Source organism: Sphingomonas larreae (genome assembly GCF_051400595.1).
Taxonomy (GTDB): Bacteria; Pseudomonadota; Alphaproteobacteria; order Sphingomonadales; family Sphingomonadaceae; genus Sphingomonas.
On the sequence record NZ_JBLFFI010000001.1, the window covers coordinates 1,605,237 to 1,628,719 of the forward strand.

Here is a 23,483-nt window from a genome sequence, read left to right on the forward strand (position 1 = left end):
CCCGCGCGCGGGGCGCCACCGTCAGCGGACCCGCCGCCATGGGGGCTGGCGATGCGCCGCGCGGGGCGATACGGCACGCCTCCCGCGCGACCTGGAGGATGGCATGACCGCGCTTGGCCTCGATTTCGGTACCACCAACACCGTCGCCGCGGTCGCGCGCGGCGATGCCGACCCCGTGCTGCTGCCACTCGGCGGCGATGCCGCGGTGTTCCGCACCGCCCTGTGCTTCTGGCACGACGAGGCGGTGCGCGGTGGGCTCGCGATCGCGGGCGGACCCGCCGCTATCCGCGAATATCTCGAATTTCCGGCGGACAGCCGCTTCCTGCAGTCGTTCAAGTCGGTCGCCGCCAGCGCCTCGTTCGACACCGCGCCGGTGTTCGAGAAGCGCTTCACCTTCGAGGAACTCGGGCGGATGTTCCTGGCCGAGCTGGCGCGCGCGGGTGGCGGCGCGTTCGAGCGCGTCGACCGGCTCGTGGTCGGCCGGCCGGTCACCTTCGCGGGCGGGCGCCCGGACGTCGCGCTGGCGCGGCAGCGCTACGATGCGATGTTCGCCGGTGCCGCGCGCGAGATCCATTACGTCTACGAGCCGCTGGCTGCGGCCTATGCCGACGCCAGTGCGCTTTCCCGCGCCGCGACGCTGCTGGTGGCGGACTTCGGCGGCGGCACGAGCGACTTCTCGGTGGTGCATGTCGCCGCGCCCGGCGTCGCGCGGCGCTGCACCCCGCTCGCGCATGCCGGCATCGGCTTGGCGGGCGACCGGTTCGACGCGCGCATCGTCGACAAGCTGGTGCTGCCGCTGCTCGGCAAGGGCGGACGCTACCGCTCGTTCGACAAGCTGCTGGAGATCCCGGGCGGCTGGTTCACCGATTTTGCCGACTGGTCGCGGCTGGCGCTGATGCGCAATCGCCGGACGCTCGCCGAACTCGACAAGCTGCGCCGCAGCGCGGTCGACCCGGAGGCGATCGCGCGGATGATCGCGCTGATCGAGCACGAGCAGGGCTATGCGCTGTACGACGCGGTCGGCCAGCTCAAGCGCGCGCTGGGCCAGGCCGAGCGCGCGCGCTTCACCTTCGCGGGCGAGGGCGTGGTGATCGACGAGGACGTGACCCGCGCCGAGTTCGAGACATGGATCGCTGACGACGTGGCGCGGATCGCAGCGACGCTCGATCGCGCGCTGGCGCTCGCGGGAGTCGGCGAGGCGGCGATCGACCGCGTGTTCCTGACCGGAGGCACCTCGCTAGTCCCGGCGGTGCGCGCGTTGTTCGAAGCGCGGTTCGGCGTGGACCGGATCGCCACAGGGGGCGAGCTCACCTCGATCGCGCATGGGCTCGCGCTGATCGCGGCGCAGGACGATGCTGCGGCCTGGAGCGAAGCAGTGTGGCAGTAACCACGCGCGCTGCACCGCGTTACTTTGATGAATTCTTGAGAACATTCACTTTCGTCAATTGGTCGCGCTAACAATTCATTCCGTCGCGCCACAGCTTTGATCTACCGCATCGGCGTTGCTGCTGGCGGGGTCCGCGGCATGGGTCGGCCCGCCGGGAGGACGGGCGCATGTGCATGTCGCGATGCGCAGAGCGCGCGTCGCCCGGCGGCAACGAGACGAAGAAAAGATCGGGAGAGATAACATGAGGTCGTGGTGGATTCTGGCCGTCCTGGGCGGCGGATGCTCGCTGCCGTCACTGGCCTGTGCGCAGGCTGCCGCGGCGCCGCCCGCCGCGAGCGCGGCGCCGGCCGATGCCGCCGCCGACGCACCGCAGGACGCCGCGGGTGCGCCAACCGCCGAGACGCCGACCGCCGACATCGTCGTCACCGGCATCCGCGCGAGCCTCAGCTCCTCGGCGCAGGTGAAGCGCGAGGCCAATCAGATCGTCGACTCGATCAGCGCGGTCGACGTCGGCAAATTCCCAGACGCCAACATCGCCGAGTCGCTCCAGCGCATCACCGGCGTCGCGATCGACCGCTCGGGCGGCGAGGGTCAGTTCATCACGGTGCGCGGGCTCGGGCCGGAGTTCAACACCGTGCTGGTCAACGGTCGCGTGATGGCCACCGACAATGCCGGCCGTGAGTTCTCGTTCGACGTGCTGTCGTCGAACATGATCCAGCGTACCGACGTCTTCAAGTCGAGCGTGCCCGAGCTCCAGGAAGGCGGCATCGGCGCGACGGTCAACATCATCACCGCGCGCCCGCTAGAGGGTCGCAGCGGCTTCCACGCCGCGGCGCAGATCGGCGGCATCTACGATCGCTCGCGCGAGCAGGTCACGCCCGACCTCGCCGCGACCGCCTCCTACACCAATCCCGACAAGACCTTCGGCGTGCTGCTCGCGGGCTCGTACACCAAGCGCAAGAGCCAGACCGACACCATCGCGATCGACGGCTGGATCAACGGCCGCCCCGACATCGTCCAGACAATCGGCGGCGCGCCGACGCTGATCAGGGGATCGGATTCGCGTTACCCAATCACCGGCAACGCCAACCTGCCGCAAAGCGTCTATTACCAGCGCGCGCAGGAAGAGCGCGAGCGGATCAACGTCTCGGGCGCGGTGCAGTTCAGGCCGACGGACAATCTCGAGATCAGCGTCGACGGCATCTACTCGCGCTTCAACATCTCGGGCGTGACGCGCCGGCTCGATAACTTCATGGCCGCGCCTTATTACCAGCCGACCTTCGACGGCACCAACACCGCCACCGGCCTCACCATGCTGGGCCGCGACTTCATCGCGCAGAATCCACAGTTCCTCGCCGCCAACCCGACGCTGACCAACAACGGCGTCAACGCGAAGATCGACCACGTCTTCAACACGACCAACCGCAAGTCGGACAGCTATCAGATCGGTGCCAACGTCAAGTGGAACCCGGCGGAGAATGTCGAGCTGCGTTTCGACGCCTCCACTACCGGCGCCAACCGTCGATCGCCCAACGCTTATTACGTCTATGGGGCGCTGCTGCCCTACAGCTACCAGTTCTCGCTCGACGGCGGCAAAGGCATCCCGTCGATCTCCTATGACAACAACATCATCAACAATCCCGACCTAATGCGTCTGCATTACATGGGAATCGACGCCAACCGCTCGCGCGACCGCGGTTCCGAATATCATCTCGACACCAAATGGGACGTCGACGGCTCGATCCTGCGCAACGTCACGATCGGCGGATCCTATACCGAGCGGCGCAAGATCAACCGCTCGTTCAACAACAGCGACTCGAACTGCACCTATTGCGGCTATCAGGTGCCGATCGCGGCGGGGTTGCTCCAGCCGTACGAGTGGGGCGACCTGCTCGGCGGCGGGCAAAACATCCCGCCGTCGCTGTTCCAGGTCGATCCCCAGGCGTTCCTTGCCTATCTCAATGATCCCGCGACGCTCAACATTCCGTCCAACGGCCGTACGCCGCAGGAGCAGGCAGCGTTCGCGGCACAGGCACTGGCGCTCGACGGCGGGCCGTTCGGCGTGCGCGAGCAGCTGCGCGGCACGGTCAACGTGCAGGAGCGGTTGACCGCCGGCTATATCGCCATGAACTTCGGCAACGAGCGCTGGACCGGCAATGCCGGCGTGCGCGTGATCCGCACCCAGGTGCTCTCCTCGGGCTTCGACACGCCCGTCACCGGCATCCGGAACACGCCCGGCGACGATACGCTGCAATATACCTACGGTCCGGCCACCGCGATCGCGGTGCGCAGCAGCTACGTCAACGCGTTGCCCTCGGCCAACATCAAGTACAACCTGACCGAGAAGCTGATCGCGCGAGCCGCCTTCTCGCAGACGATCACGCGCCCGACGCTGACCGACCTGGGCGTCAACAACGATTACGGCGGCCGCATCGCGGTGCCGCTGTCGTCGGGCGGCAACCCCAACCTGCTGCCGTTCCGCTCGACCAACTACGACCTGTCGCTGGAATGGTATCTGTCGCGGGTCAGCTACATCAGCGTCGGCGGCTTCTATAAGGACCTGTCGGACTTCCTCGAGCTGCAGACGCTGCCGGTCGAACGATTCGACCGCGTCTATCAGGATACGCGCACGCGCAACGGCCAGAGCGGAACGATCAAGGGTATCGAGGTCGGTGCGCAATATTCGTTCGACGCACTGGGCGGCTTCGTCGGCGGTTTCGGCGTCACCGGCAATTACACCTATGTCGCCAGCAGCGCCGAGCGCGACCAGGTGCTGGCGGACTTCCAGTGCGGCTACAACGGCCTGTCGCCGCACTCCGCCAACGGCAGCGTCTTCTACGAGAAGTACGGCATCTCGGCACGCGCGTCGTACAACTGGCGCTCGGACTATCTGCGCAATTGCCGCGACAGCCAGTCGCGGCCGCGCAACCGCTCCTCCTACGGCCAGCTCGATTTCAACGTGTCATACGACCTTACGCCCAACTTCCAGGTCTATCTGCAGGGTGTGAACGTGACGAACGAGTTCATCGACGAATGGTCGGCGATCAAGGAGCGTTACCTGCTCCAGCAGGAGACCGGCGCGCGCTACAATTTCGGCGTCCGCGCCAAGTTCTGAGGCGCGCCGCGCTGCACCGTGTTCCGGCAACCGCCGGGGCGCGGTGCGGCCGCTTCCCCGTCGTCGCCCGAGCGATCACTCCTCGTCGATCCCCCAGTTGAGCCCGCGCGAGATCGCGGGGTCGGCCACCGCGGTGAGCAGATAGGCGACGAACTGCTTGGCGCGCTGCCACCAGCCGGTCGCGGCGCGATAGGCCTCGGGCGTGATCGCGGCGGACTGCGCGATCTCGCCGTCGACATAGGCGCGCGCGTGCGCGGCGAAGGCGGCGTCGTCGATCCGCAGCATCAGCTCGAGATTGATGAACAGGCTGCGCATGTCGAGGTTGGCGCTGCCGATCCAGGTGGCGTCGTCGACCACGTACAGCTTGGTGTGCAGCTTGGTGGCGGCATATTCAAACACGCGCACGCCCCGCCGCAGCAGGCCGGCGTAGGTAAATCGCGCCGCCGCGATGGTGACGTTGTTGTCCGACTGGGATGCCGTGACGACGCGCACCTCGGCCGCGCGGCGACCGGCGCGATCGAGCGCGCGCAGCAAGGTCGGGCTCGGCGTGAAATAGCCCGCGATCACGTCGATCCGGGTCGCCCGCCGCATGTCGTCGCGGATCGCGCGCGCCCAGGGCGACAGCTCGCGCGTCGGCCCGCCGATCAGCCAGCGCAGCTTGCCCTCATCCTCGCTCCACCGCGCCAGCGCGCGATTGAGCCGGCGCACCCGGCTGCCGCCGTGGATGCCCTGCTCCAGCGCGTCGAAATAGCCGGCCATCCGCGCCGCGGCGGAGCCCTCGACCAACAGACCGAGGTCGCGCCACGCCTGTTCGCGCGGGGTGCCGAAATAATCGTCCTCGATATTGAACCCGCCGATGATGATCCGGGCCTCGTCGGTCTCGGCGTCGGCGAGCGCGAGCTTCTGGTGGTTGCGCAGCAGGTAGCGCCGCCCCAGCCGCGGCGAGAAACGGCACACCGACACGCCCGCCGCTTCGAGCGGCGCGAAGAACTCGGGGTCGGCGGCGTCACTGCCGAACCCGTCGACGACCAGGGCGACACGGACGCCGCGCCCCGCCGCGGCGGCGAGCGCGGCGTTGACGCGGCGGCCCGAGTCGTCGTCAGCGTAGATGTAGTAGAGGACGCGCAGCGAGTGGCGCGCGCGGTCGATCAGCGCGATCAGGCCTTCCAGCCGGCGCGGCCCGGTGTCGAGCAGCGTCAGCCGATTGCCGTCGACGGTGAAGGTCGGCTGCGCCGGCGCGTCGTCCATGCGTCCCAGATGCCGGCTTGGGGCGCAGCGGGCAAGCGCGCGGCGGCCAGCTACCGCGAAGCGGAAGGGCGCCGCTGCCGGCTTCCTTGACGGCTCGCCGGTGCTCGACTAGATGCGCACCCTTCCCTGAGTTTCCGACAAGAGGATACGCGAGATGGCGCGCGTCACCGTCGAGGATTGCGTCGACAAGATCCCGAACCGCTTCGATCTCGTCCTGCTCGCCGCCCAGCGCGCGCGGCAGGTGTCGGGCGGCGCCGAGCTGACGATCGACCGCGATCGCGACAAGAACCCGGTGGTCGCGCTGCGCGAGATCGCCGAGGAAACGGTCAAGCCGGACGAGCTCCACGAGTCGGTCGTGCAGAGCCTGCAACGCGTCCAGATCGACGACGAGGAAGAGGCCGATGCGATCGGCAGCCTCGCCGCCTCGGCCGAGGCGCTGCGCCTCACCGCGGTCGCCCCGCCGCGCAACCAGAATCTCGGCGCCGACTATGACGGCTGAGGCTGTCCATCGTCCTGGTGCTCCTGCGCGGGCAGGAGCCCAGGTCGACGAGCGCTGCGTTGCGTGGCTCTGGGCTCCGGCGTGCGCCGGAGCACGAACCAAATAGGGTCAGAGACGCGGCTGCCTGGCGCTGACGGCAGGAGGTCACTGCCCTTTCCCACTAGCGTCATCCTGAACTCGTTTCAGGATTCACTTCACCGTGCGAACCGCCGCCGCTGATCACGCGGCACGGTAGATCCTGAAACAAGTTCAGGAAGACGCTAGTAGAGGGGGAGAGCGCCCCCGCTCACCCCACCAGCGTTACGCTCATCGTGATGCGCTTCTCGCCCCCGGGCGCCACCTCGAACACGCCCGGCTTGTCGCGATACTCGCCGCTATAGCCCTCGGGATCGGCGATGCCGTGCCACGGCTCGACGCACACGAACGCCGCGCCCGGCTTGGTCCAGATCCCCAGCTTGGGCGTGTCCGGGAAAGCGATCTCCAGCTGCGGACCTTCGGCCGCGCCGTAGCGCACCGACTGCGACACCAGCTCGTCCCACACCAACGCGTCATGTGCGAACAGCGCGTCGTCGAGCCGCAGCACGCGCCCGTCGAGCGAAGAGGCGACCGTCGCCGCCGCGATCGTGCCGTCCGCGGCAATGCTGCGCAGCCGCGCCGGCTCGTCCACGGCGAAGACGATGCGGTGGTCGCCGCGCTTTTGGCCATAGGGGAGCGGCCAGGCGAAGGCGGGGTGGAAGCCGAAGCTCGCCGGCAGCGGCACGTTCGCGGGATTGGCGACCGTCGCCTCGATCGCCAGCGTCGCGCCGTCGAGCGTGTAGGCTAGCTCGAGCCGGAAGGCGAAGGGGTATTGCGCGCGGGTCGCGGCGTCGTCGGTCAGCGCGAACACCGCGCGCGTCGGCGTCGCCTCGATCACCGCGAAGTCGCTGCGCCGCGCGAAGCCGTGCTTGCGCATCGGATAGTCGACGCCGTCGACGCGGATCGTCTCGCCGAAAGGCGCGCCCACCACCGGGAAGAGGATCGGCGCGCGCCCGGTCCAGAAGCGCGGGTCGGCGTCGGTCATCAGCTCGCGCCCCTCGGCGTCGGTGAGCGACGAGAGCTGCGCGCCATGCGGGTCGATCGCCGCGCCCAGCATTCCGTTCGACAGTCGGATCCACTCAGCCACGCAGGGTTGCTCCCAATTTGCCCGCCGCGGCGACCACCTTGTCGGCGATCGCCTTGAGCTCGGCATCGGTGAAACTTTTGTCGGCGGGCTGGAGCACCACCTCCAGCGCGACCGACTTCTGCCCCTCGGGCACGCCGGTGCCGGTGAACACGTCGAACACGCGCGCGCGCACCACCGCGGCCTTGTCGGCCCCCTTCGCCGCGCGCGTCAGCGCCTCGGCGGCGAGCGTGGCGGGAGCGAGAAAGGCGAAGTCGCGCCGCACCGGCTGAAGCGCGGGGGGCGCATAGGCCGGGCGCATGAAGCCCGCGCCGCGCTTCGCCGGCAGCGAGTCGAGGTACAGCTCGACCGCGGCGACCGGGCCGGAGAGATCAAAGGCGCGCAGCACCGCGGGATGGACTGCGCCGAACGCCGCCAGCACCGTCTTGGGGCCGAGCCGCAGCGTCCCCGAGCGGCCGGGGTGGAAGGCGTCGCCCGCCTCGCCCATCACCTGGAGATTGTCGACCGGTGCTCCCGCCGCGGCGAGCAGCGCGAGCGCCTCCGCCTTGGCGTCATAGGCGTCGAACCCGGCGGCCTTCCCCTCGCGCCAGCCGCGCGCGCGGCGGTCTCCGGCCAGCACGATGCCGAGCGTGGCGCGCTCGTGCGGCACGCCGTCCTTGGCGAGGTAGCGCCGGCCCAGCTCGAACAAGCGCACGCTGTCGCTGCCCTGGCGCAGGTTGCGCTCGGCCGCGGCGAGCAGCCCGGGCAGCAGCGACGGCCGCATCACCTTGAGCTCCTCGCTGATCGGGTTGGCGAGCGTCCAGGCGCCACCGCCGAACACCGCGGCGTGGCGCTCCGCGACGAAGCTCCATGTCACCGCTTCGTCGAGCCCGCGCGCCGCAGCGGCGCGGCGGACGCGGCGCTCGATCTTCTGCTCGGCGGTAGCGGTCGGACGCGCGACCCCGGCGAGGCGCGGCAGCGCGACCGACTCGACGCGGTCGAGCCCCTCGACGCGGATCACCTCCTCGACCAGGTCGGCGGTGCCGTCGACGTCGGGGCGCCAGGTCGGCGGGGTGACCTGCCACTCGGGCGAGACGGTGAAGCCGAGCGACTTGAGGATCGCACGCTGGCGCTCGGCGGGCACGTCGAGGCCGCCGAGCGTCGCGGCGCGCGCCGGGTCGTACGCATAACGGGGCATCGCCACCGGCGGCTCGCCCGCGCGCGTGACCGTGCTCGCGGTGCCGCCGCAATATTTCTGAACGAGGAAGGTGGCGATGGCGAGACCATCGTCGAGGAACGCCGGGTCGACGCCACGCTCGAACCGCTGGCGCGCGTCGCTGGTCAGCGCGAGCGCCTGACCGGTGCGCGCGATCGCGTCCGGCGCGAAATAGGCGCACTCGATAATGACGTCGGTGGTTGCCGCCGACACGCCCGAGTGCGCGCCGCCCATGATGCCGCCAATGTCGTGTACCGCGACATCGTCGGCGATCACGGTCATGCCCGCGGCGAGCGTGTAGGTTCTGCCGTTCAGTGCCGTGACGCTCTCGCCCTCGCGTGCCTGGCGCGCCACGAGACCGCCCGACAAAGTAGCGCGATCATAGACGTGCAGCGGGCGGCCGAGATCGACCGTCAGGTAGTTGGTGATGTCGACCAAGGTCGAGATCGGCTTCTGCCCGATCGCACGGAGGCGACGCCGCATCCACTCGGGCGACTCGCTGTTGGCGAGACCAGAGACCGCTTGTGCGTAGAAGGCGGGGCAGCCCGCGGGATCCTCGATCCGCACGTCCGGGCCGGCGCCCTCGCCGGGCAGCTGTGGCACGGCCAGCGGCACGAGCGTGCCGAGCCCTGCCGCGGCGAGGTCGCGCGCGATGCCGCGCACGCCCATGCAGTCGGGGCGGTTGGGCGTGACGGAGACGTCGATCACCGCGTCGTCCAACCCGGCATAATCCGCGAAGGTGGCGCCGACCGGCGCGTCGGCGGGCAGCTCGATGATGCCGTTATGGTCGTCGCCGAGCTCGAGCTCGCGCGACGAGCACATCATGCCGTTCGACTCGACCCCGCGGATCGCGGCGACGCGCAGCACCATGCCGTTGGCGGGGACGGTCGCGCCCGCGGTGCCGAACACGCCGACCAGTCCGGCGCGCGCGTTGGGCGCGCCGCACACCACCTGGAGCGGCGCGCCGCCGTTGACCTCGGGACCGGCCTCGACCGTGAGCACCTGGAGCTTGTCCGCCTGCGGGTGCGGCGCGGCGGTGAGGACGCGCGCGACGCGGAAGCCGCGCAGCCGCGCGGCCGGGTTCTCGACCCCTTCCACCTCGAGCCCGACGCGGGTGAGCGCGGCGACGATCGCATCGAGCTCCGCGCTCGTGTCGAGATGATCCTTGAGCCAGGAGAGCGTGAATTTCATCGGTGTGTCTCGAAAGCTGAAGGAAAATCAGGCGGGGGTGCCGACGCCGCCCGACAGGGTGGGCACGTCGAGCGCGGCGAAGCCGTAATGGTGCAGCCAGCGCGTGTCGGCCTCGAACATCGGGCGCAGGTCGTCGATGCCGTATTTCAGCATCGCCAGCCGATCGATCCCGCAGCCGAAGGCGAAACCTTGCCATTCGTTCGGGTCGAGCCCGCAATTGGCGATCACGCGCGGGTGGACCATGCCGCTGCCGAGCACCTCCATCCAGCCCTCGTCGCCGCCGATCGCGCGCTTGCCCTTCTCGACCGAGAAGCCGACGTCGACCTCGGCGGAGGGTTCGGTGAAGGGAAAATAGCTCGGCCGCAGTCGCAGCACGACGTCGTCGCGCTCGAAGAAGGCCCTGAGGAAGGTCTCGAGCGTCCATTTGAGATGGCCGAGCGTGATGCCCTTGTCGATCACCAGCCCCTCGACCTGGTGAAACATCGGCGTGTGCGTCGCGTCCCAGTCGGAGCGATACACCCGGCCGGGCGCGATGATGCGGATCGGCGCGCCCGCACCGTTCTGGCGGCGCGCGACGTCGACCATGGTGCGGATCTGCACCGGCGAAGTATGCGTGCGCAGTACCAGCGGCGCGGCCTCGGCGCCCTCAGCTTGCGCGACGTAAAAGGTGTCCTGCATCGCGCGCGCGGGGTGGGTATCGGGGATGTTGAGCGCGCCGAAATTGTGCCAGTCGTCCTCGATCTCGGGCCCGGTGGCGACCGCGAAGCCGAGGTCGGCGAAGATCTCGGCCAACTCGTCCATCACCTGGCTGACCGGGTGGACCGTGCCGCCCGCCGGCAGGTCGACCGGCAGCGTCATGTCGAGCGCCTCGCTGGCGAGCTGCTCGTCGAGCGCGACCTGCTCCAGCACCGCCTTGCGTGCGGCGATCGCGGCGGTGACCGACTCGCGCAGCTGGTGGATCGCGGGGCCGCGCGCCTGGCGCTCCTCGGGCGACATCGCGCCCAGCGTCTTGAGCAAAGCGGTGACGCGGCCCTGCTTGCCGAGCGCGTCCACGCGCACCGCCTCGAGCGCGTCGAGCCCCGCGGCCGCGTCGATGGCGGCGAGCAGGTGGGTCTGGAGCGCGTCGGTGTCGGTCATGCGTAGGTTCCGTTCGTCGTCGTGTCCGCAGGCGCGGCCGATCGCCGCTCGGTCGTTCGCGCGCCGGATCGCCGCCCCGGCCGCGTCCAGCGCCCCGACCAGCCGAGCCGCACCCCGCGATAGCGGGAGGGGAAACCTCGGATCAATCCTCCACGACGCCAATTGCTGCGGGATGGCGGCCGAAGCGCCGGGGATGCGGCGCGCCGCCCCTCCCGCGCATCGATCCGCCTATAAGGCAATTGGGTCGGCGGACGAGGACAAGGATGCGGGTCGGGATCATCGGGGCGGGTGCGCTGGGGCAAGCGCTGGCGCGGCGCGCGGTGCTGGCCGGGCATGACGTGACGCTCGCGAATTCGCGCGCGCCCGAGACGCTGCGCGACCTCGCCGATGCGATCGGCTGCGCCACCGGCTGGGCCGCGGACGTGCCCGCCCTCGGGGAGATGGTGGTGCTTGCGGTGCCGTTCACCGCGGTGTTCGCGCTCGCGCCCACGCTGCCTGGGCGCGGACTGCTGATCGACGCCAACAATTACTATCCCGACCGTGACGGGCGCATCGCCGCGCTCGATCGCCGCGAGACGACGACCAGCGAGATGGTCGCGCGCCATTTCGCGGGCGCGACGGTGGTGAAGGGATTCAACGCGATCCTCGCACGCGACCTGCGCGCCGCCCCCGTGGTGGTTGGTGGCGCGCGGCGTGCGCTGCCGATCGCGGGGGACGATCCCGGCGCCTGCGCGCAGGTGGCAGCGCTGCATACCTCGCTCGGCTATGCCGCGGTGGATGCCGGTCCGCTCGCCGAAAGCTGGCGGTTCGAGCGGCTTAAGCCGGCTTATTGCATCCCGCTCGACCGCGCCGGCTTGGTGGCGGCCCTCGATGCGGCCGAGCGCGAGGTGGACCTGCCCGAGGAGCACGTACGAAAACTCGTGCTCGGAGATTAGGTCGGCGTCACGGTGCCGCCGCACCGGTCCGGCGACGTCTTCTCCGGCACGTCAGAAGATCCCCAGGAACTTCTTCCGCTTCGGTGCCTCGGCCTTGTTCGGCGTGCCGTCGCCGACATCGGTGCGCGGGCGGCCCTTCTCGTCACGCTGCGCCGCCGCGGTCTTGCCGGCAAGCACCGGGCCGCACTGTGCCGCCTTGGCGTCGCCGGGATCGACGAAGGCGAGCAGCGCCGCCACCGGCGTCGCCACCACCGCCAGCCCGAGACCGGCGCCCGCGCGCGCCACCAGCTGCGGCGAGATCACGTTGAGCTGCGGCTGAGCGAAATAGCCGCCGAGTCCGACCGGGGACTGCCCCGAGAACAGGCTGAACTTCTTCGAATCGGCACGGATCGCAAGGTCGATCGCCTCGGTCTTGAAGCTGAACCCGCCGCGCCCGAGGATCACGTTGTGCTTGGTATCGATCAGCACCGGGTCCGTCGCCGCCACGCCGTCGCGCACGGTGAAGGCGATCAGTCCGCAGTTGATCGCGACGGGCTCCTTGAGTTCCTGCTGGAACATCTTCTGGGTGAACGTGCCCAGATCGATCTCGGCGAGCTCGACGTTGCGCGTCCACAAGGTACCCGCGGGCATCACAAAGGCGATGCGGCCGCGCGCGCTGGCCAGTGAATCGTGGATCGTGTCGCCGCGACCGGCGAGCTGGATGCGACCGCGGATCGTTCCCGACGTCCCCGATTCGGCGACGCCATAGCCCGCGAGCAGCCGTCCCATCGGTGTCGGCGCGAGCCGGATGTCGTAGCTGACCGCGCTGGGCCGCTGCCGCGTGTCGAAGATCGCGTCGGCGGCGACATTGCCGCGTGCCATCGCGAAGGTGAGCGGCGACAGCGCGAGCCGGCCGCGCTCGAGATCGAGCACCATGTCGATGTCGGAGATCGGCACCCGGCGCGAGCGCACCACGCCGATATGCCATCGCAGATCGGCGTCGAAGCGCTGCATCGTCGCCACCGGCAGCGCGGCATCGGGCAGGATCCGCGCGGGCGCCGCACCGGTCGCCGCTGCGGCGGCCACGGTGCCCTGCTTGGCGACGATGTCGGGGTTGTAGCCGATAAAGGGAGCGGCATCGACGATATCGAGCCGGCGCGTGGTCAGCTCCGAGTCGAGGTGGAGCCGCGCCGCGTTGGTGATCGTCAGCCGCCCGGCCACGTCGCTGTCGCCGAAGGTGCCGCTCATCCGGGTGAAACGATAGCGGTTCCCGCTCTGCACCAGCTGCGCGCGCAACCGATAGGTGCGCGTGTTCGGGATCACCACGCCGATGATGTCGAGCAGCGTCGCGAGGTTGCGCCCGGTGGCGCGGACCGCGAGCGGCACGTTCTCGAACTCGGCGAGGCTCGGCAGCGTGCCCGCGACATCCACCGTGTTGCCCGCGGCGCGCGCGCGCGCCACCAGCGCGTTGCGCCCGCGCGCCACGGTGGCGTCGGGCGAGAGCAGCCGCGCGGCGAGCGTGAACGGAGTCTCGCGCAGCTGGCCCTTGCCGGTGAGCCCCACCGCCTGGCCGATGCGCGCCTCGGTCGAGCGGATCGTGCCGACGTCGAGATCGGCGAGCAGCCGCATGCGCGGGTCGAGGTAGCGCACCCGCGTGCCCACCACGGTGGCGCGATCGATCCGCGGCAGCTCGAGCGGCTTGCCCGAGCCCTTGTCCTCGCTGAACGTCCAGGTGTTGCGCGTGTGCGCCGCGTCCCATTCCAGATCCACCGCGCCGTTGGTCAGGTCGAGCCAGTAGAGCCGGCGCCGGCCGAACAGCAGCGAGAGCGGCGCGATGCGCGCATCGATCCGCTCGGCGGCGAAGAGGTCGGGGCGGGTCGCCCAGCCGGGATTGGCGATGGCGAGTCGCTCGGCATAGAATTTGATCCTGAAGGGCGCGAAGTAGAGCTGGAAGTCGCCGCCGACGGTCACCGCGCGGTGCGTGAGCTTGCCCACGACCTGCTCGAACGGACGCTTGAGGAAGCGGCCTTTGGTGATGAACAGCACCAGCCAGATCGCGAGCAGGAGCGCAACGAGGGCGAGCGCGACGTTGCGCGCGATCCGCCAGCCGCGCCGCGCGGATCCTGCAGGCGGCGGAGACGGTGGGAAGGGGGGCAGGGGCGGCGCAGCCGAGCCGGTCGACGCCGCGGCGGAGGCGGGCGTGGCGACCGTATCGGGCGGGATCGTTGCCATGGCGGTCCAATCGCGCGACAGGCGGCGCGGTTCCGCGGGGCCGGCGCCCGACCGTCCCAGATGCGGGCGGTTGCTTTTCACGGGATGCGCGGCTAAGGCGCGCGCTTCTCCGAGCGATCGGCGGTGACGAACGGCCCGGCCATCCAGGGCTGCCGCGGCCGTTTCAGCCGAACGCTCCAGCAGAAAGGATGAAAATGCCCAAGCTCAAGACCAAGAGCGGCGTCAAGAAGCGCTTCAAGCTCACCGCCACCGGCAAGATCAAGCACGGCGTCGCCGGCAAGCGCCACCGCCTCATCAGCCACAACGCCAAGTACATCCGCCAGAACCGCGGCACCACGGTGCTGTCGAAGGCCGACACCGCGACGGTGAAGGCTTGGGCGCCGTACGGCCTGAACTGAGCGACGAGGAGGAATAGCATATGGCACGCGTCAAGCGGGGCGTAACCACTCGCGCCAAGCACAAGAACATCCTGGAACAGGCGAAGGGCTATCGCGGCCGTCGCAAGAACACCATCCGCGTCGCGCGGCAGGCGGTCGAGAAGGCTGGCCAGTACGCCTATCGCGACCGCAAGGTGAAGAAGCGGACCTTCCGCGGCCTGTGGATCCAGCGCATCAACGCCGGCGTCCGCGCCGAGGGCCTGACCTACAGCCAGTTCATGCACGGGCTGAAGCTCGCCGGCGTCGAGCTGGACCGCAAGGTGCTGGCCGATATTGCGATGAACGAGGGCGCCGCCTTCACCGCGATCATCGCCCAGGCGAAGGCCGCGCTGCCGCAGGCGGCGTAAGCCTCGCTATCCAGCGCAGCGCATGAGGGGCGCCGGTGGTGACACCGGCGCCCTTCTTGAATCTGGAGGAGGTGACGGTCCGGCGATCAGCCCCGCGTCATGCGGGAGGTGCGTGCCCGTGATCATGGCCATGGCCATGGTCGTGCCCCTCGTCATGATCGAGCGCGTCGTGGAGCGCCTCGAGCACGTCGTCGGTGCGCGCGGGATCGCCGATCGCGAGCACGTGACCCGCGCTGGCGCTGGTCAGCGGGTCGCCGTTCCAGTCGCACATCCGCCCGCCCGCACCCTCCACCACCGGCACCAGCGCGGCGAAATCGTAGAGCTGCAGCCCCGATTCGCACACGATGTCGAGGTGCCCGCTCGCGAGCAGCCCGTAATTGTAGCAATCCCCGCCGTAGACCGGCCCCTGCCGCGGTGCGCCGCCGCTCGCCGCCGCGACCAGCGCCATATAGTGCGGCACGTCGCCCTCGGCGAAGAGGTGCGGGCTGGTGGTGGCGACGATCGCGCCCTCCAGCGCGGGGCAGGCGCGGGTGCGCGCGGGCGCGCCGTTGAGCAACGTCGGATGGCCGGTGACACCGAGCCAGCGCTCGCGCTGCACCGGCTGGTCGATGATGCCGAGCACCGGCCAGCCGTCTTCCACCAGCGCGATCAGCGTGCCGAAGATCGCGCGCCCGGCGGTGAAGCTACGCGTGCCGTCGATCGGATCGAGCACCCATTGCCGACCGGTGACACCCTCCTTCACGCCATGTTCCTCGCCGACGATGCCGTCGCCCGAGCGCTCGGCGTCGAGCAGACGGCGCATCGCCTCCTCCGCCTCGCGATCGGCGCGGGTGACGGGCGAGCGGTCGGCCTTGAGCTCGACGCCGGCGGGCTGGCGGAAGTAGGGCCGGATCACCGCGCCGGCGGCGTCGGCGAGGCGGTGGGCGAGCGCGATGTCATCGGGGCGGACGGGCATGCGCCCTGCCTATCGCGCGCGACGACGCTAGGCTAGAAGCCGCGGTCATGGACGCGCTCGTGGCTATCTCCTTGTCCGCCCTGACGATGACGTTGATCGTCGGGGTGCGCTACCTGCTCGCCAGCGGCGGCTTCGCGCTGGCGACGCGGTGGCGCCATCGCGACCTCTATGCCGGGCTCGACCCGCAGATTCGCCGCGAGATCGGGTGGAGCCTCGCCTCCGCCGCGATCTACGGCGTGCCCGCCGGGGTGGTGACATGGGGCTGGCAGGCGCACGGCTGGACGCGAGTCTACCAGGATGTCCACGCCTATCCACTCTGGTACCTGCCCGTCTCGGTGCTGCTGTACCTCGTCGCGCACGACACCTGGTTCTACTGGACGCATCGCTGGATGCACCGGCCGCGCGTGTTCACGCTGGCGCATGCGGTGCATCACGCCAGCCGTCCGCCGACCGCCTGGGCGGCGATGGCCTTTCACCCGATCGAGGCGGTGACCGGGGCTGTTGCCATTCCGCTACTGGTCTTCGTGATTCCGATTCACGTCGGCGCGCTCGGTCTGGTGTTGACGATCATGACCGTTATGGGGGTGACCAACCACATGGGCTGGGAAATGTTCCCCAAGTTTCTGTGGGGTGGGCGCCTCGGCGGCTGGCTCATCACCGCCAGCCATCACCAGCGGCATCACGAACGATACGGGTGCAATTATGGGCTATACTTCCGCTTCTGGGACCGTCTCTGCGGGACGGACGACGGGCTCGGTGATTTCACGCGTTCGCACCAGCAGGCGCGCGCGCGCGCTGCTCGCGGCCTTGGTGGCGACACCGCTGGTGAGCGCGGCGCCGGTGGGCTCGCTCGACGTGTCGATCGCGCAGCTGCGCTCGGCCAAGGGCATGATCCGGGTGTGCCTCACCGCTGATCCCGCCAATTTCCCCAAGTGCGTCGGCGATCGCGACGCGGTGATGCGCTCGATCCCCGCCGACCAGCACAGCCTGCGCTTCGCCGCGCTGCCGCACGGCGATTATGCGGTGGCGGTGATCCACGACGAGAACAACAACGCCAAGCTCGATACCTTCGCGGGCATCCCCAAGGAGGGCTTTGGCTTCTCGAACAATCCCGCAATCCGCTTCGGCCCGCCGCGCTTTGCGGCGGCGCGCTTCACGGTGGCGAGTGATGCAGAAGCGCAACAGGTACGGATGCGTTACATTCTGTGACGATCCGCGCGGAGCTATTTTGATCCCGGTCAGTTACGCGCGCAGCACCAGCATATCAGGGGTCTTACTTTGCGCGTCCTATCTCACGCGGTCCTCGCCGGCGCGCTCGCCGGCGGTGGGCTGATCGTCGCACCGCCGGTCGCGGCACAGACGCAGAGCGTACCGGCCGAGCCCAGCCCGACGCCCGACCCGGGGCTGGTGGGCGACACGGTCACCGTCGCAGTGGCGGGCGCGTATCTGCCCGATTACGAAGGCTCGAACGACTATCGCCTGGTGCCCGGGCCGGCGGCGATCGGATCGTTCCACAACTTCTCGTTCACCGTGCTGGGCAACCGCGCTTCGGTCGACCTGATCCCCAACCCGAGCGGGCCGAGCTGGGACGTCCAGGCCGGCCCGATCGGCGTGGTCAACTTCAACCGCAGCAACAACAGCTCGATCGACGACGCGCGGGTTCGTGCGCTGGGCGAGCGCGATACCGCGGTGGAACTCGGCGGCTATGTCGGGCTCGGCAAGACCGGCGTGCTGACCAGCCCCTATGACAAGCTCTCCGCGTCGCTGAGCTATCGCTACGATGTCAGCGGCGTGCACAAGAGCGGCATCCTGAGCCCGTCGGTCAACTACTTCACGCCGCTCAGCCTCAAGGCGGGAGTGGGGCTGTTCGCCTCGGCCGAGCGCGCCGAGCGCGGCTTCGCCCGGACCTACTTCGACGTCGACGCGACGCAGTCGGTCGCGAGCGGCTTGCCGCAGTTCCGCACCCGCGGCGGGTGGAAGCATTATACCGTCGGCATTGCCGGCACCTATTCGCTGACCGGCAACCTGCTGCGCGGCTGGAAGGCCATCGGCGGCGTTACCTACAAGCGCATGCTCAACGACTTCGGCGACTCGCCGGTGGTCTCGGTGGCGGGTTCGCGCAACCAGTGGCTCGCGGCGCTCGGGATCGGCTACACCTTCTGAGGGGCGGGTAGCGCGCTGCCGAGGTAGAGGCTGGCGTCCCGCCGCCCGCACGAGGGAGCCCGCGCTCACCTGCGCGCGCTCACACAACGTCACCCCAGTCTTGAGCCGGGATTCATGGGTCCGGACGCCAAAGCCTTCACGTTGCCAAGGCGCCTGGCCGTGACGGCTCCCCCTCCGTCATTCCGGGCTCGACCCGGGATCCATCGTGCCGCGCACACCGCTATCGTTGTGCTCGCGGCAACATGGATCCGCTCAAGGCCGGGATGACGGAGAGATGACCTCATGAGCCACACGGCTCATCACCGCACGGGCTTTTGAGTCCGGATCGAGCGGGCCGCACGAGCAACGGCCTGGTCGTACGCGGCGCCATGGAATTCGGGTCAGGGCCGGGGTGACGGCAGACGGGCGGGACGCTCCCGGGCTCAAGCAATATGCACCGCCTTCGTGACGAGATGCGCCGCGATCCCCTCCGGCCCGTCCTCCGAGCCGAATCCGCTGTCCTTGACGCCGCCGAACGGCGCGTCGCCCCAGCTCAACCGAACCTGGTTGATCGCGACCATGCCTGCTTCGATCTCGTCACCGAGGCGGTTCTGCAGCCGGCCATTCTCCGTGAAGCAATAGGCGCCGAGGCCGTAGGGGAGGCGGTTTGCCTCGGCGATCGCCTCGTCGGGTGTGGCGAACTGGCCGATCAGCGCGACCGGACCGAACGGCTCCTCGTTCATCGCACTGCTCGACAGCGGCACGTCGGCGAGCACGGTAGGCGTGAAGAAGAAGCCGTCGCCCGAGCGGCGCGCGCCGCCGGTGAGCAGCCGCGCGCCTGCGCCTACCGCCTGTTCGACCAGCCCGGCGATCGCTTCCGGCCGGCGCGGATTGGCCATCGGCCCCATCTGCGTGCCCGCATCGAGTCCATTGCCGAGCTTGAGCGCGCTGGTGCGCGCGGCGAACCCCTGCGCGAATCGCTCGTAAATGCCCTGCTGGACGTGGAAGCGCGTCGGCGCCACGCAGACCTGGCCGGCGTTGCGGAACTTGTGCTGCACCAGCGTGTCGAGCGTGCGCTCCAGGTCGCAATCGTCGAACACCAGCACCGGGCCGTGCCCGCCCAGCTCCATCGTGCTCTTCATTACCGTGTCCGCGGCGAGCTTGAGCAGGTGCTTGCCGACCGGCACCGAGCCGGTGAAGCTCAGCTTGCGCGTCACCGGCGAGGCGAGCAGGTGGCGCGACACCGCATCGGGCACGCCGAAGACGAGCTGCGCGACATCGCCCGGCAGCCCCGCGTCCTGGAAGCAGCGCAGGATCGCTACAGCCGCGCCGGGCGTCTCCTCGCTCGGCTTGAGGATGACCGAGCAGCCTGCCGCGATCGCCGGCGACAGCTTGCGCACCGGATTCATCACCGGGAAGTTCCACGCGCAGAAGGCCGCGACCGGGCCGACCGGCTGGTGCAGCACCAGCGAGCGCGTGCCGCTCGGGCGCGGCAGCACGCGGCCGTAGATCCGCACCGCCTCGCCGGCATGGAAGTCGAGCAGAGCCGCGGTGGCCAGCACCTCGCCTTTGGCCTCGGCAAAGGGCTTGCCCTCCTCCAGCGTGGCGAGCCGCGCGAGCGTGTCGGCGCGCTCGCGCACCAGCGCGGCGGTGCGTGACAGCACCGCGGCGCGCTCCTGCGGCGCGGTGTTGCGCCACGCGCGGAAGCCGCGCTCCGCCGCCTCCAGCGCGCGGTCGAGATCGGCCGCGGTCGCGAGCGGAACATGGCCAATGACCTGGCCGTCGGCGGGGTTGAGCACCGCCTGCGTGTCGCGCCCGGCGGTGATCCACTCGCCCGCGAGATAGAGGCCGAGCGGGATATCGTAGCGGGTATCGGTCATAGGGCGTCCGTCCGGGTCAGCGTTGCCCGCTCTATAGCGCCGCGCCGCCGCCGGGTCAGGTCGTCGCGCCCGTCCGAAGCCGCAACCGATCCGGCCGCCGGCTCACCCCGCCGCCAGCGCGCCAGCCGCCACCACCGGCCCGGTCGGCGCGCCGGTGGGCGATCCGCCCCCCGGTTCGATCGACACCGCCAGCGTCGTGCCCGGCACCAGCAGCGGCCGCGCCCGCGCCGGCGCGGTGACCCGACTCGCGCTTCCCGCGGCGAGCAACCCGAGCGGCACCGGCGCCGCGCCCCCGGCGGGGATCGCCCACAATTGCGCGCTCCGGGACGGCGGCACCGCCACCGCCGAGACGCTGATCACCGCTCTGACGGGGTCGACCGCGGCGGCGAGCGCGCCGCGCCCGGGCGCCTCCGCACCCGCGGGCACCGCCAATGCGGCGAGCAGCGGCGGCGCAATCGCCGGTGCGGCCCGCGGCGGCAAGGCCGTGGGGGGCGGCACGCGCGTCGGGGCGAGCACCAGCGCCAGGATCGCGGCGGCCATCCCGGCGAGCGCAAGCGCGCCCCAGTGACGCCATTGCGGCGACTGCGTCCTGTGGTGTGGCTCGATCGCGTCGAGCACGCGCCGCTCCAGCTCGGCGCGCGGCGCCACGTCGGCATAATGGTGCGCGAGCGGGGCCAGCCACGCGTCCCAGCGCGCCACTTCCCCGGCGAAGTCGCGGTCGCTCGCCAGCCGGGCCCGCGCCGCGGTCAGCTCCGCGCCGTCGAGTACGCCGAGCGCCAGCTCGGCGGCGAGGGCGCGATCGTCAGGCGTCATCGGACAGGCATGCGCGCAGCCGCAGCAGGGCGCGGCGGATCAGGCTCTTCATCGTCGCGAGCGGGACGCCCTCGCGCGTCGCCAGCTCGGCATAAGTGACGCCGTCGAAGAAGGCGGTACGCACCGCCGCGCGCGGCCGCTGTTCAAGCGCATCGAGGCAGTCCACCAGGCGAGCGCGTTCCTCGTCCGCGAGCAACGCGACGTCCGCGTGCGGGCTGGTGTCGACGGGCTCGGCGGCGCCGGTCGCGTCGGCGAGCGGGGCGTGCGGGCGCTGGCGGCGGCGCCAGTCGATGGCGCGATGGCGCGCGATCGTCGCCAGCCAGGTGATCGGGCTCGCCCGCCCGGGTTCATAGCCGCCGGCGCGACGCCACACCTGGACGTAGACGTCCTGCAACACGTCCTCCGCTGCCTGTCGCTCCCCGCAGATACGCAGGCAGATGCCGAACAGCTTCGCCGACGTGAGGCGATACAGCCGCTGGAAGGCGACGCGATCCTCCACCGCCACCGCCAACAGCACGCGCACCAGCTCGGCGCGCCGGGCATCCGCCTCGGTCGCCGCCGCGCTCACGGCTTGGCAGCACTGAAATAATCCGCCACTCGCAGCATCCTTCGCACCGCTTCGCCGTATCTGCCGAGACCTGATGTCGGTTAGTAAGTGTGGCAAGCAAAGGGCGTCGGGACAACTAGGAAAGGGCCTGTCATGCCGGATCATGAGCCGTTGATGGAGACGCTCGAGGGGCGCGTGCGCCGCCGCGAATCACGCCGTGAGTTGTTCGCCCAGTTCGCTGGTGCCGCGGCACTGGGGGCGACCGCCCTCGCTGCTTCGGCGCAGGCGCAGACCACCCCCAGCCCGACGCCTACGCCGGTCTTCACCGAGGCCGATGTCCTCAACTTCGCGCTCAACCTCGAATATCTCGAGGCCAATTTCTACTCGTTCGCCGCCACCGGGGCGGCCCTGGCGGCGGCGGATACCAGCGGCAACGTCGGCACCGCCGGCGCCGCGACCGGCGGCCGCGCGGTGTCGTTCAAGGATCCGCTCGTCGCGCAATATGCGCGCCAGATCGCAGCCGACGAACTCGCGCATGTCCGCTTTCTGCGCAGCCAGTTCAGCGACGTGACCCGCATCGCGCAGCCCGCGATCGATCTCGGCACGTCGCCCACCGGCGCGTTCAGCACCGCCGCGCGCGCGGCCGGGCTGGTCGGCGCCGGGGTGAGCTTCGACCCCTATGCGTCGGACGAGAACTTCCTGCTCGCCGCCTATATTTTCGAGGACGTCGGGGTCACCGCCTACAAGGGTGCGGCGCCGCTGATCAGCAACAAGGTCTTCGTCGAGGCGGCGGCCGGCATCCTTGCGGTGGAGGCCTATCACGCCGCGATCATCCGCTCGGTGCTGTATCGCAAAGGATTGCAGACGCCCTCGCTCCAGCTGATCGAGGCGACCACCGCCATCTCGAAGGTGCGCGACACGGTCGATGGTAACCCCACCGCGGATGCGGTGCGCGGCATCGCCCCCGTGGACGACCAAGGCATCGCCTCGACGACTACGGCCGACGGCACCGTGTCGAACATCGCGCCGCTGAACGAGAACGGCATCGCCTTCAGCCGCTCCGCCGGGCAGACGCTCAACATCGTCTATCTCAACGGCGCGGCGGTGAGCAGCGGCGGCTTCTTCCCCGCGGGGGTCAACGGCAACATCAAGACGAGCGCGGCGTCGGCCTGAGGCATCCCGCCCCCGTTCGCTTTCACGTCATCGCCCCGACAAAGGGATCGACACCATGATCAAGGACTCCGTTTTCGCCGCGCTCGAGCTCGCCAATGCGCGACGCGCCGAGCGCCGCCGCTTCCTCAAGCTCGCCGGCGCCGGCACGGCCGCGGTCGGCGGGCTCGCGCTGTTGTCCGCCTGCGGCAACGACGACGACGACGACACGCCGACTCCGACGCCGTCGCCCACGCCCTCGCCGACCGCGAGCGGCGTGTCGACCGACGTTGGCATCCTCCAGCTCGCACTCAATCTCGAGTATCTCGAGGCGCAATTCTACTCGATCGCGGTGTTCGGCCGGCGCCTGCCGGAGACGAGCGTGACGGGGTCGGTCGGCAAGCGCGGCGACGTCACCGGCGGCCGGCAGAAGACCTTCGCGGATCCGGTACTCGCCTCCTACGCGCGCGAGATCGCGGGCGACGAGATCGCGCATGTCAACGCACTGCGCGCGGTGCTCACCGCGGCGGGCTCGACGTTGGTGATCAACCAGCCGGCGATCAACATCGATGGCGGGGCGACGGGCGCGTTCACCGCGGCGGCGCGCGCCGCCGGGGTGATCGGGCAGAACGACACCTTCGACCCCTACGGCACGGACGAGGACTTCCTCCTCGGCGCCTTCCTGTTCGAGGATCTCGGGGTGACCGCCTACAAGGGCGCGTCGCCGCTGATCACCAGCGCGACCTATCTCGAGGCGGCGGCGGGTATCCTCGCGGCCGAGGCCTATCACGCCGGCCTGATCCGCACCGAATTGTTCAACCTCGGGCTGGACGCGCGCGCCAAGGCCAACAAGCTGTCCGCCGCGCGCGACCTGCTCGACGGCAGCGGCACGCGCGACGGGCCGCTCGCGACCGCCGATTCGAACGGCGCGCTCACCGTCACGGACCTGGTGCCCGCCGACTCCAACGCGATCGCGTACAGTCGTTCGTCGGCACAGGTGCACAACATCGCCTATCTGCGCACCACCGCAGGGGTCGGCGGCGGGTTCTTCCCGGCGGGCACCAACAATTCGATCGAGGCGCTGCGCACCTCGGCTGCCACCGCCTGACCCGACCGGCTCCGCTCGTCGCGGAGCA

Annotated in this window: 20 protein-coding genes; 11 read left to right on the plus strand and 9 right to left on the minus strand. The window is 70.1% G+C overall.

Annotated elements, in window-relative coordinates; translation table 11 throughout:
- The first annotated feature begins 103 nt into the window (after positions 1-103).
- Positions 104-1,387 (plus strand): Hsp70 family protein, encoded by a 1,284-nt coding sequence (locus ACMGDM_RS07355; protein ID WP_436803439.1) that lies wholly within the window; start codon positions 104-106, stop codon positions 1,385-1,387.
- Positions 1,388-1,628: 241 nt separating this feature from the next.
- The gene (locus ACMGDM_RS07360) at positions 1,629-4,502 is read left to right on the plus strand and encodes a TonB-dependent receptor (protein WP_436803440.1); all 2,874 of its coding nucleotides are present in this window, start codon (positions 1,629-1,631) and stop codon (positions 4,500-4,502) included.
- A gap of 75 nt (positions 4,503-4,577) precedes the next feature.
- On the opposite strand, the gene ACMGDM_RS07365 is transcribed toward ACMGDM_RS07360, so the two are convergent.
- The gene (locus ACMGDM_RS07365) at positions 4,578-5,750 is read right to left on the minus strand and encodes a phospholipase D-like domain-containing protein (protein WP_436803441.1); all 1,173 of its coding nucleotides are present in this window, start codon (positions 5,748-5,750) and stop codon (positions 4,578-4,580) included.
- A gap of 154 nt (positions 5,751-5,904) precedes the next feature.
- Between ACMGDM_RS07365 and rpoZ the strand changes: the two genes are divergently transcribed.
- Positions 5,905-6,249, plus strand: coding sequence for a DNA-directed RNA polymerase subunit omega (gene rpoZ / locus ACMGDM_RS07370; protein WP_183922344.1), 345 nt, complete (start codon positions 5,905-5,907; stop codon positions 6,247-6,249).
- Between the two features lie 286 nt (positions 6,250-6,535).
- Here rpoZ and ACMGDM_RS07375 read toward each other — a convergent pair whose 3' ends face one another.
- Genes ACMGDM_RS07375 through pheS form a run of 3 tightly spaced genes read right to left on the minus strand, consistent with a single transcriptional unit; the run spans position 6,536 to position 10,931 of the window.
- Positions 6,536-7,411 (minus strand): aldose 1-epimerase family protein, encoded by an 876-nt coding sequence (locus ACMGDM_RS07375; RefSeq protein ID WP_436803442.1) that lies wholly within the window; start codon positions 7,409-7,411, stop codon positions 6,536-6,538.
- The gene (pheT, locus tag ACMGDM_RS07380) at positions 7,404-9,794 is read right to left on the minus strand and encodes a phenylalanine--tRNA ligase subunit beta (protein WP_436803443.1); all 2,391 of its coding nucleotides are present in this window, start codon (positions 9,792-9,794) and stop codon (positions 7,404-7,406) included. Before pheT ends, ACMGDM_RS07375 begins: the two co-directional genes overlap by 8 nt.
- Before the next feature lie 27 nt (positions 9,795-9,821).
- Complete coding sequence (gene pheS, locus ACMGDM_RS07385) at positions 9,822-10,931, minus strand: phenylalanine--tRNA ligase subunit alpha (protein WP_436803444.1); 1,110 nt, start codon at positions 10,929-10,931, stop codon at positions 9,822-9,824.
- Positions 10,932-11,194: 263 nt separating this feature from the next.
- On the opposite strand from pheS, the gene ACMGDM_RS07390 reads away from it, so the two are divergent.
- Entirely contained in the window at positions 11,195-11,866 is a 672-nt protein-coding gene (locus tag ACMGDM_RS07390; RefSeq protein WP_436803445.1) for an NADPH-dependent F420 reductase, read from the plus strand.
- Between the two features lie 51 nt (positions 11,867-11,917).
- Here ACMGDM_RS07390 and ACMGDM_RS07395 read toward each other — a convergent pair whose 3' ends face one another.
- Positions 11,918-14,077 (minus strand): AsmA family protein, encoded by a 2,160-nt coding sequence (locus ACMGDM_RS07395; protein WP_436803446.1) that lies wholly within the window; start codon positions 14,075-14,077, stop codon positions 11,918-11,920.
- Positions 14,078-14,271: 194 nt separating this feature from the next.
- On the opposite strand from ACMGDM_RS07395, the gene rpmI reads away from it, so the two are divergent.
- Positions 14,272-14,475 carry a 50S ribosomal protein L35 gene (gene rpmI, locus ACMGDM_RS07400; protein ID WP_058755056.1) on the plus strand — a complete coding sequence of 68 codons (204 nt, stop codon included), beginning with the start codon at positions 14,272-14,274 and terminating at the stop codon, positions 14,473-14,475.
- A gap of 20 nt (positions 14,476-14,495) precedes the next feature.
- Positions 14,496-14,861 carry a 50S ribosomal protein L20 gene (rplT, locus tag ACMGDM_RS07405; protein WP_183922336.1) on the plus strand — a complete coding sequence of 122 codons (366 nt, stop codon included), beginning with the start codon at positions 14,496-14,498 and terminating at the stop codon, positions 14,859-14,861.
- A gap of 97 nt (positions 14,862-14,958) precedes the next feature.
- Here rplT and ACMGDM_RS07410 read toward each other — a convergent pair whose 3' ends face one another.
- Entirely contained in the window at positions 14,959-15,816 is an 858-nt protein-coding gene (locus tag ACMGDM_RS07410; protein WP_436803447.1) for an inositol monophosphatase family protein, read from the minus strand.
- A gap of 47 nt (positions 15,817-15,863) precedes the next feature.
- Between ACMGDM_RS07410 and ACMGDM_RS07415 the strand changes: the two genes are divergently transcribed.
- From ACMGDM_RS07415 to ACMGDM_RS07425, 3 genes are all read left to right on the plus strand, one after another.
- The gene (locus ACMGDM_RS07415; RefSeq protein WP_436803448.1) at positions 15,864-16,730 is read left to right on the plus strand and encodes a sterol desaturase family protein; all 867 of its coding nucleotides are present in this window, start codon (positions 15,864-15,866) and stop codon (positions 16,728-16,730) included.
- Positions 16,657-17,025, plus strand: coding sequence for a DUF2141 domain-containing protein (locus ACMGDM_RS07420; RefSeq protein WP_436803449.1), 369 nt, complete (start codon positions 16,657-16,659; stop codon positions 17,023-17,025). Before ACMGDM_RS07415 ends, ACMGDM_RS07420 begins: the two co-directional genes overlap by 74 nt.
- 69 nt (positions 17,026-17,094) lie before the next feature.
- Positions 17,095-17,979, plus strand: coding sequence for a MipA/OmpV family protein (locus ACMGDM_RS07425; protein WP_436803450.1), 885 nt, complete (start codon positions 17,095-17,097; stop codon positions 17,977-17,979).
- Positions 17,980-18,401: 422 nt separating this feature from the next.
- Here ACMGDM_RS07425 and ACMGDM_RS07430 read toward each other — a convergent pair whose 3' ends face one another.
- From ACMGDM_RS07430 to ACMGDM_RS07440, 3 genes are all read right to left on the minus strand, one after another.
- On the minus strand, positions 18,402-19,838 hold the full coding sequence (locus ACMGDM_RS07430) for an NAD-dependent succinate-semialdehyde dehydrogenase (protein WP_436803451.1): 1,437 nt from the start codon (positions 19,836-19,838) through the stop codon (positions 18,402-18,404).
- A 102-nt stretch (positions 19,839-19,940) separates the two neighbouring features.
- Positions 19,941-20,651: an anti-sigma factor gene (locus ACMGDM_RS07435; RefSeq protein WP_436803452.1), complete on the minus strand. Its 711-nt coding sequence runs from the start codon at positions 20,649-20,651 to the stop codon at positions 19,941-19,943.
- A complete protein-coding gene (locus ACMGDM_RS07440) occupies positions 20,641-21,219 on the minus strand; it encodes a sigma-70 family RNA polymerase sigma factor (RefSeq protein ID WP_436803453.1) in 579 nt (192 codons plus the stop codon). The genes ACMGDM_RS07435 and ACMGDM_RS07440 overlap by 11 nt, the downstream gene beginning before the upstream one ends.
- 132 nt (positions 21,220-21,351) lie before the next feature.
- Here ACMGDM_RS07440 and ACMGDM_RS07445 point away from each other — a divergent pair, with 132 nt between their 5' ends.
- Positions 21,352-22,371, plus strand: coding sequence for a ferritin-like domain-containing protein (locus ACMGDM_RS07445; RefSeq protein ID WP_436803454.1), 1,020 nt, complete (start codon positions 21,352-21,354; stop codon positions 22,369-22,371).
- A gap of 55 nt (positions 22,372-22,426) precedes the next feature.
- Positions 22,427-23,455 (plus strand): ferritin-like domain-containing protein, encoded by a 1,029-nt coding sequence (locus tag ACMGDM_RS07450; protein WP_436803455.1) that lies wholly within the window; start codon positions 22,427-22,429, stop codon positions 23,453-23,455.
- Positions 23,456-23,483: the final 28 nt, after the last annotated feature.

Bases quoted from the DNA above. Each gene is read 5' to 3' on its own strand.
- ACMGDM_RS07355 (WP_436803439.1), top strand. From the start codon at position 104: ATGACCGCGCTTGGCCTCGATTTCGGTACCACCAACACCGTCGCCGCG.
- ACMGDM_RS07360 (WP_436803440.1), top strand. From the start codon at position 1,629: ATGAGGTCGTGGTGGATTCTGGCCGTCCTGGGCGGCGGATGCTCGCTG.
- ACMGDM_RS07365 (WP_436803441.1), bottom strand. From the start codon at position 5,750: ATGGACGACGCGCCGGCGCAGCCGACCTTCACCGTCGACGGCAATCGG.
- rpoZ (WP_183922344.1), top strand. From the start codon at position 5,905: ATGGCGCGCGTCACCGTCGAGGATTGCGTCGACAAGATCCCGAACCGC.
- pheT (WP_436803443.1), bottom strand. From the start codon at position 9,794: ATGAAATTCACGCTCTCCTGGCTCAAGGATCATCTCGACACGAGCGCG.
- pheS (WP_436803444.1), bottom strand. From the start codon at position 10,931: ATGACCGACACCGACGCGCTCCAGACCCACCTGCTCGCCGCCATCGAC.
- ACMGDM_RS07390 (WP_436803445.1), top strand. From the start codon at position 11,195: ATGCGGGTCGGGATCATCGGGGCGGGTGCGCTGGGGCAAGCGCTGGCG.
- ACMGDM_RS07395 (WP_436803446.1), bottom strand. From the start codon at position 14,077: ATGGCAACGATCCCGCCCGATACGGTCGCCACGCCCGCCTCCGCCGCG.
- rpmI (WP_058755056.1), top strand. From the start codon at position 14,272: ATGCCCAAGCTCAAGACCAAGAGCGGCGTCAAGAAGCGCTTCAAGCTC.
- rplT (WP_183922336.1), top strand. From the start codon at position 14,496: ATGGCACGCGTCAAGCGGGGCGTAACCACTCGCGCCAAGCACAAGAAC.
- ACMGDM_RS07410 (WP_436803447.1), bottom strand. From the start codon at position 15,816: ATGCCCGTCCGCCCCGATGACATCGCGCTCGCCCACCGCCTCGCCGAC.
- ACMGDM_RS07415 (WP_436803448.1), top strand. From the start codon at position 15,864: ATGGACGCGCTCGTGGCTATCTCCTTGTCCGCCCTGACGATGACGTTG.
- ACMGDM_RS07430 (WP_436803451.1), bottom strand. From the start codon at position 19,838: ATGACCGATACCCGCTACGATATCCCGCTCGGCCTCTATCTCGCGGGC.
- ACMGDM_RS07435 (WP_436803452.1), bottom strand. From the start codon at position 20,651: ATGACGCCTGACGATCGCGCCCTCGCCGCCGAGCTGGCGCTCGGCGTA.
- ACMGDM_RS07445 (WP_436803454.1), top strand. From the start codon at position 21,352: ATGCCGGATCATGAGCCGTTGATGGAGACGCTCGAGGGGCGCGTGCGC.
- ACMGDM_RS07450 (WP_436803455.1), top strand. From the start codon at position 22,427: ATGATCAAGGACTCCGTTTTCGCCGCGCTCGAGCTCGCCAATGCGCGA.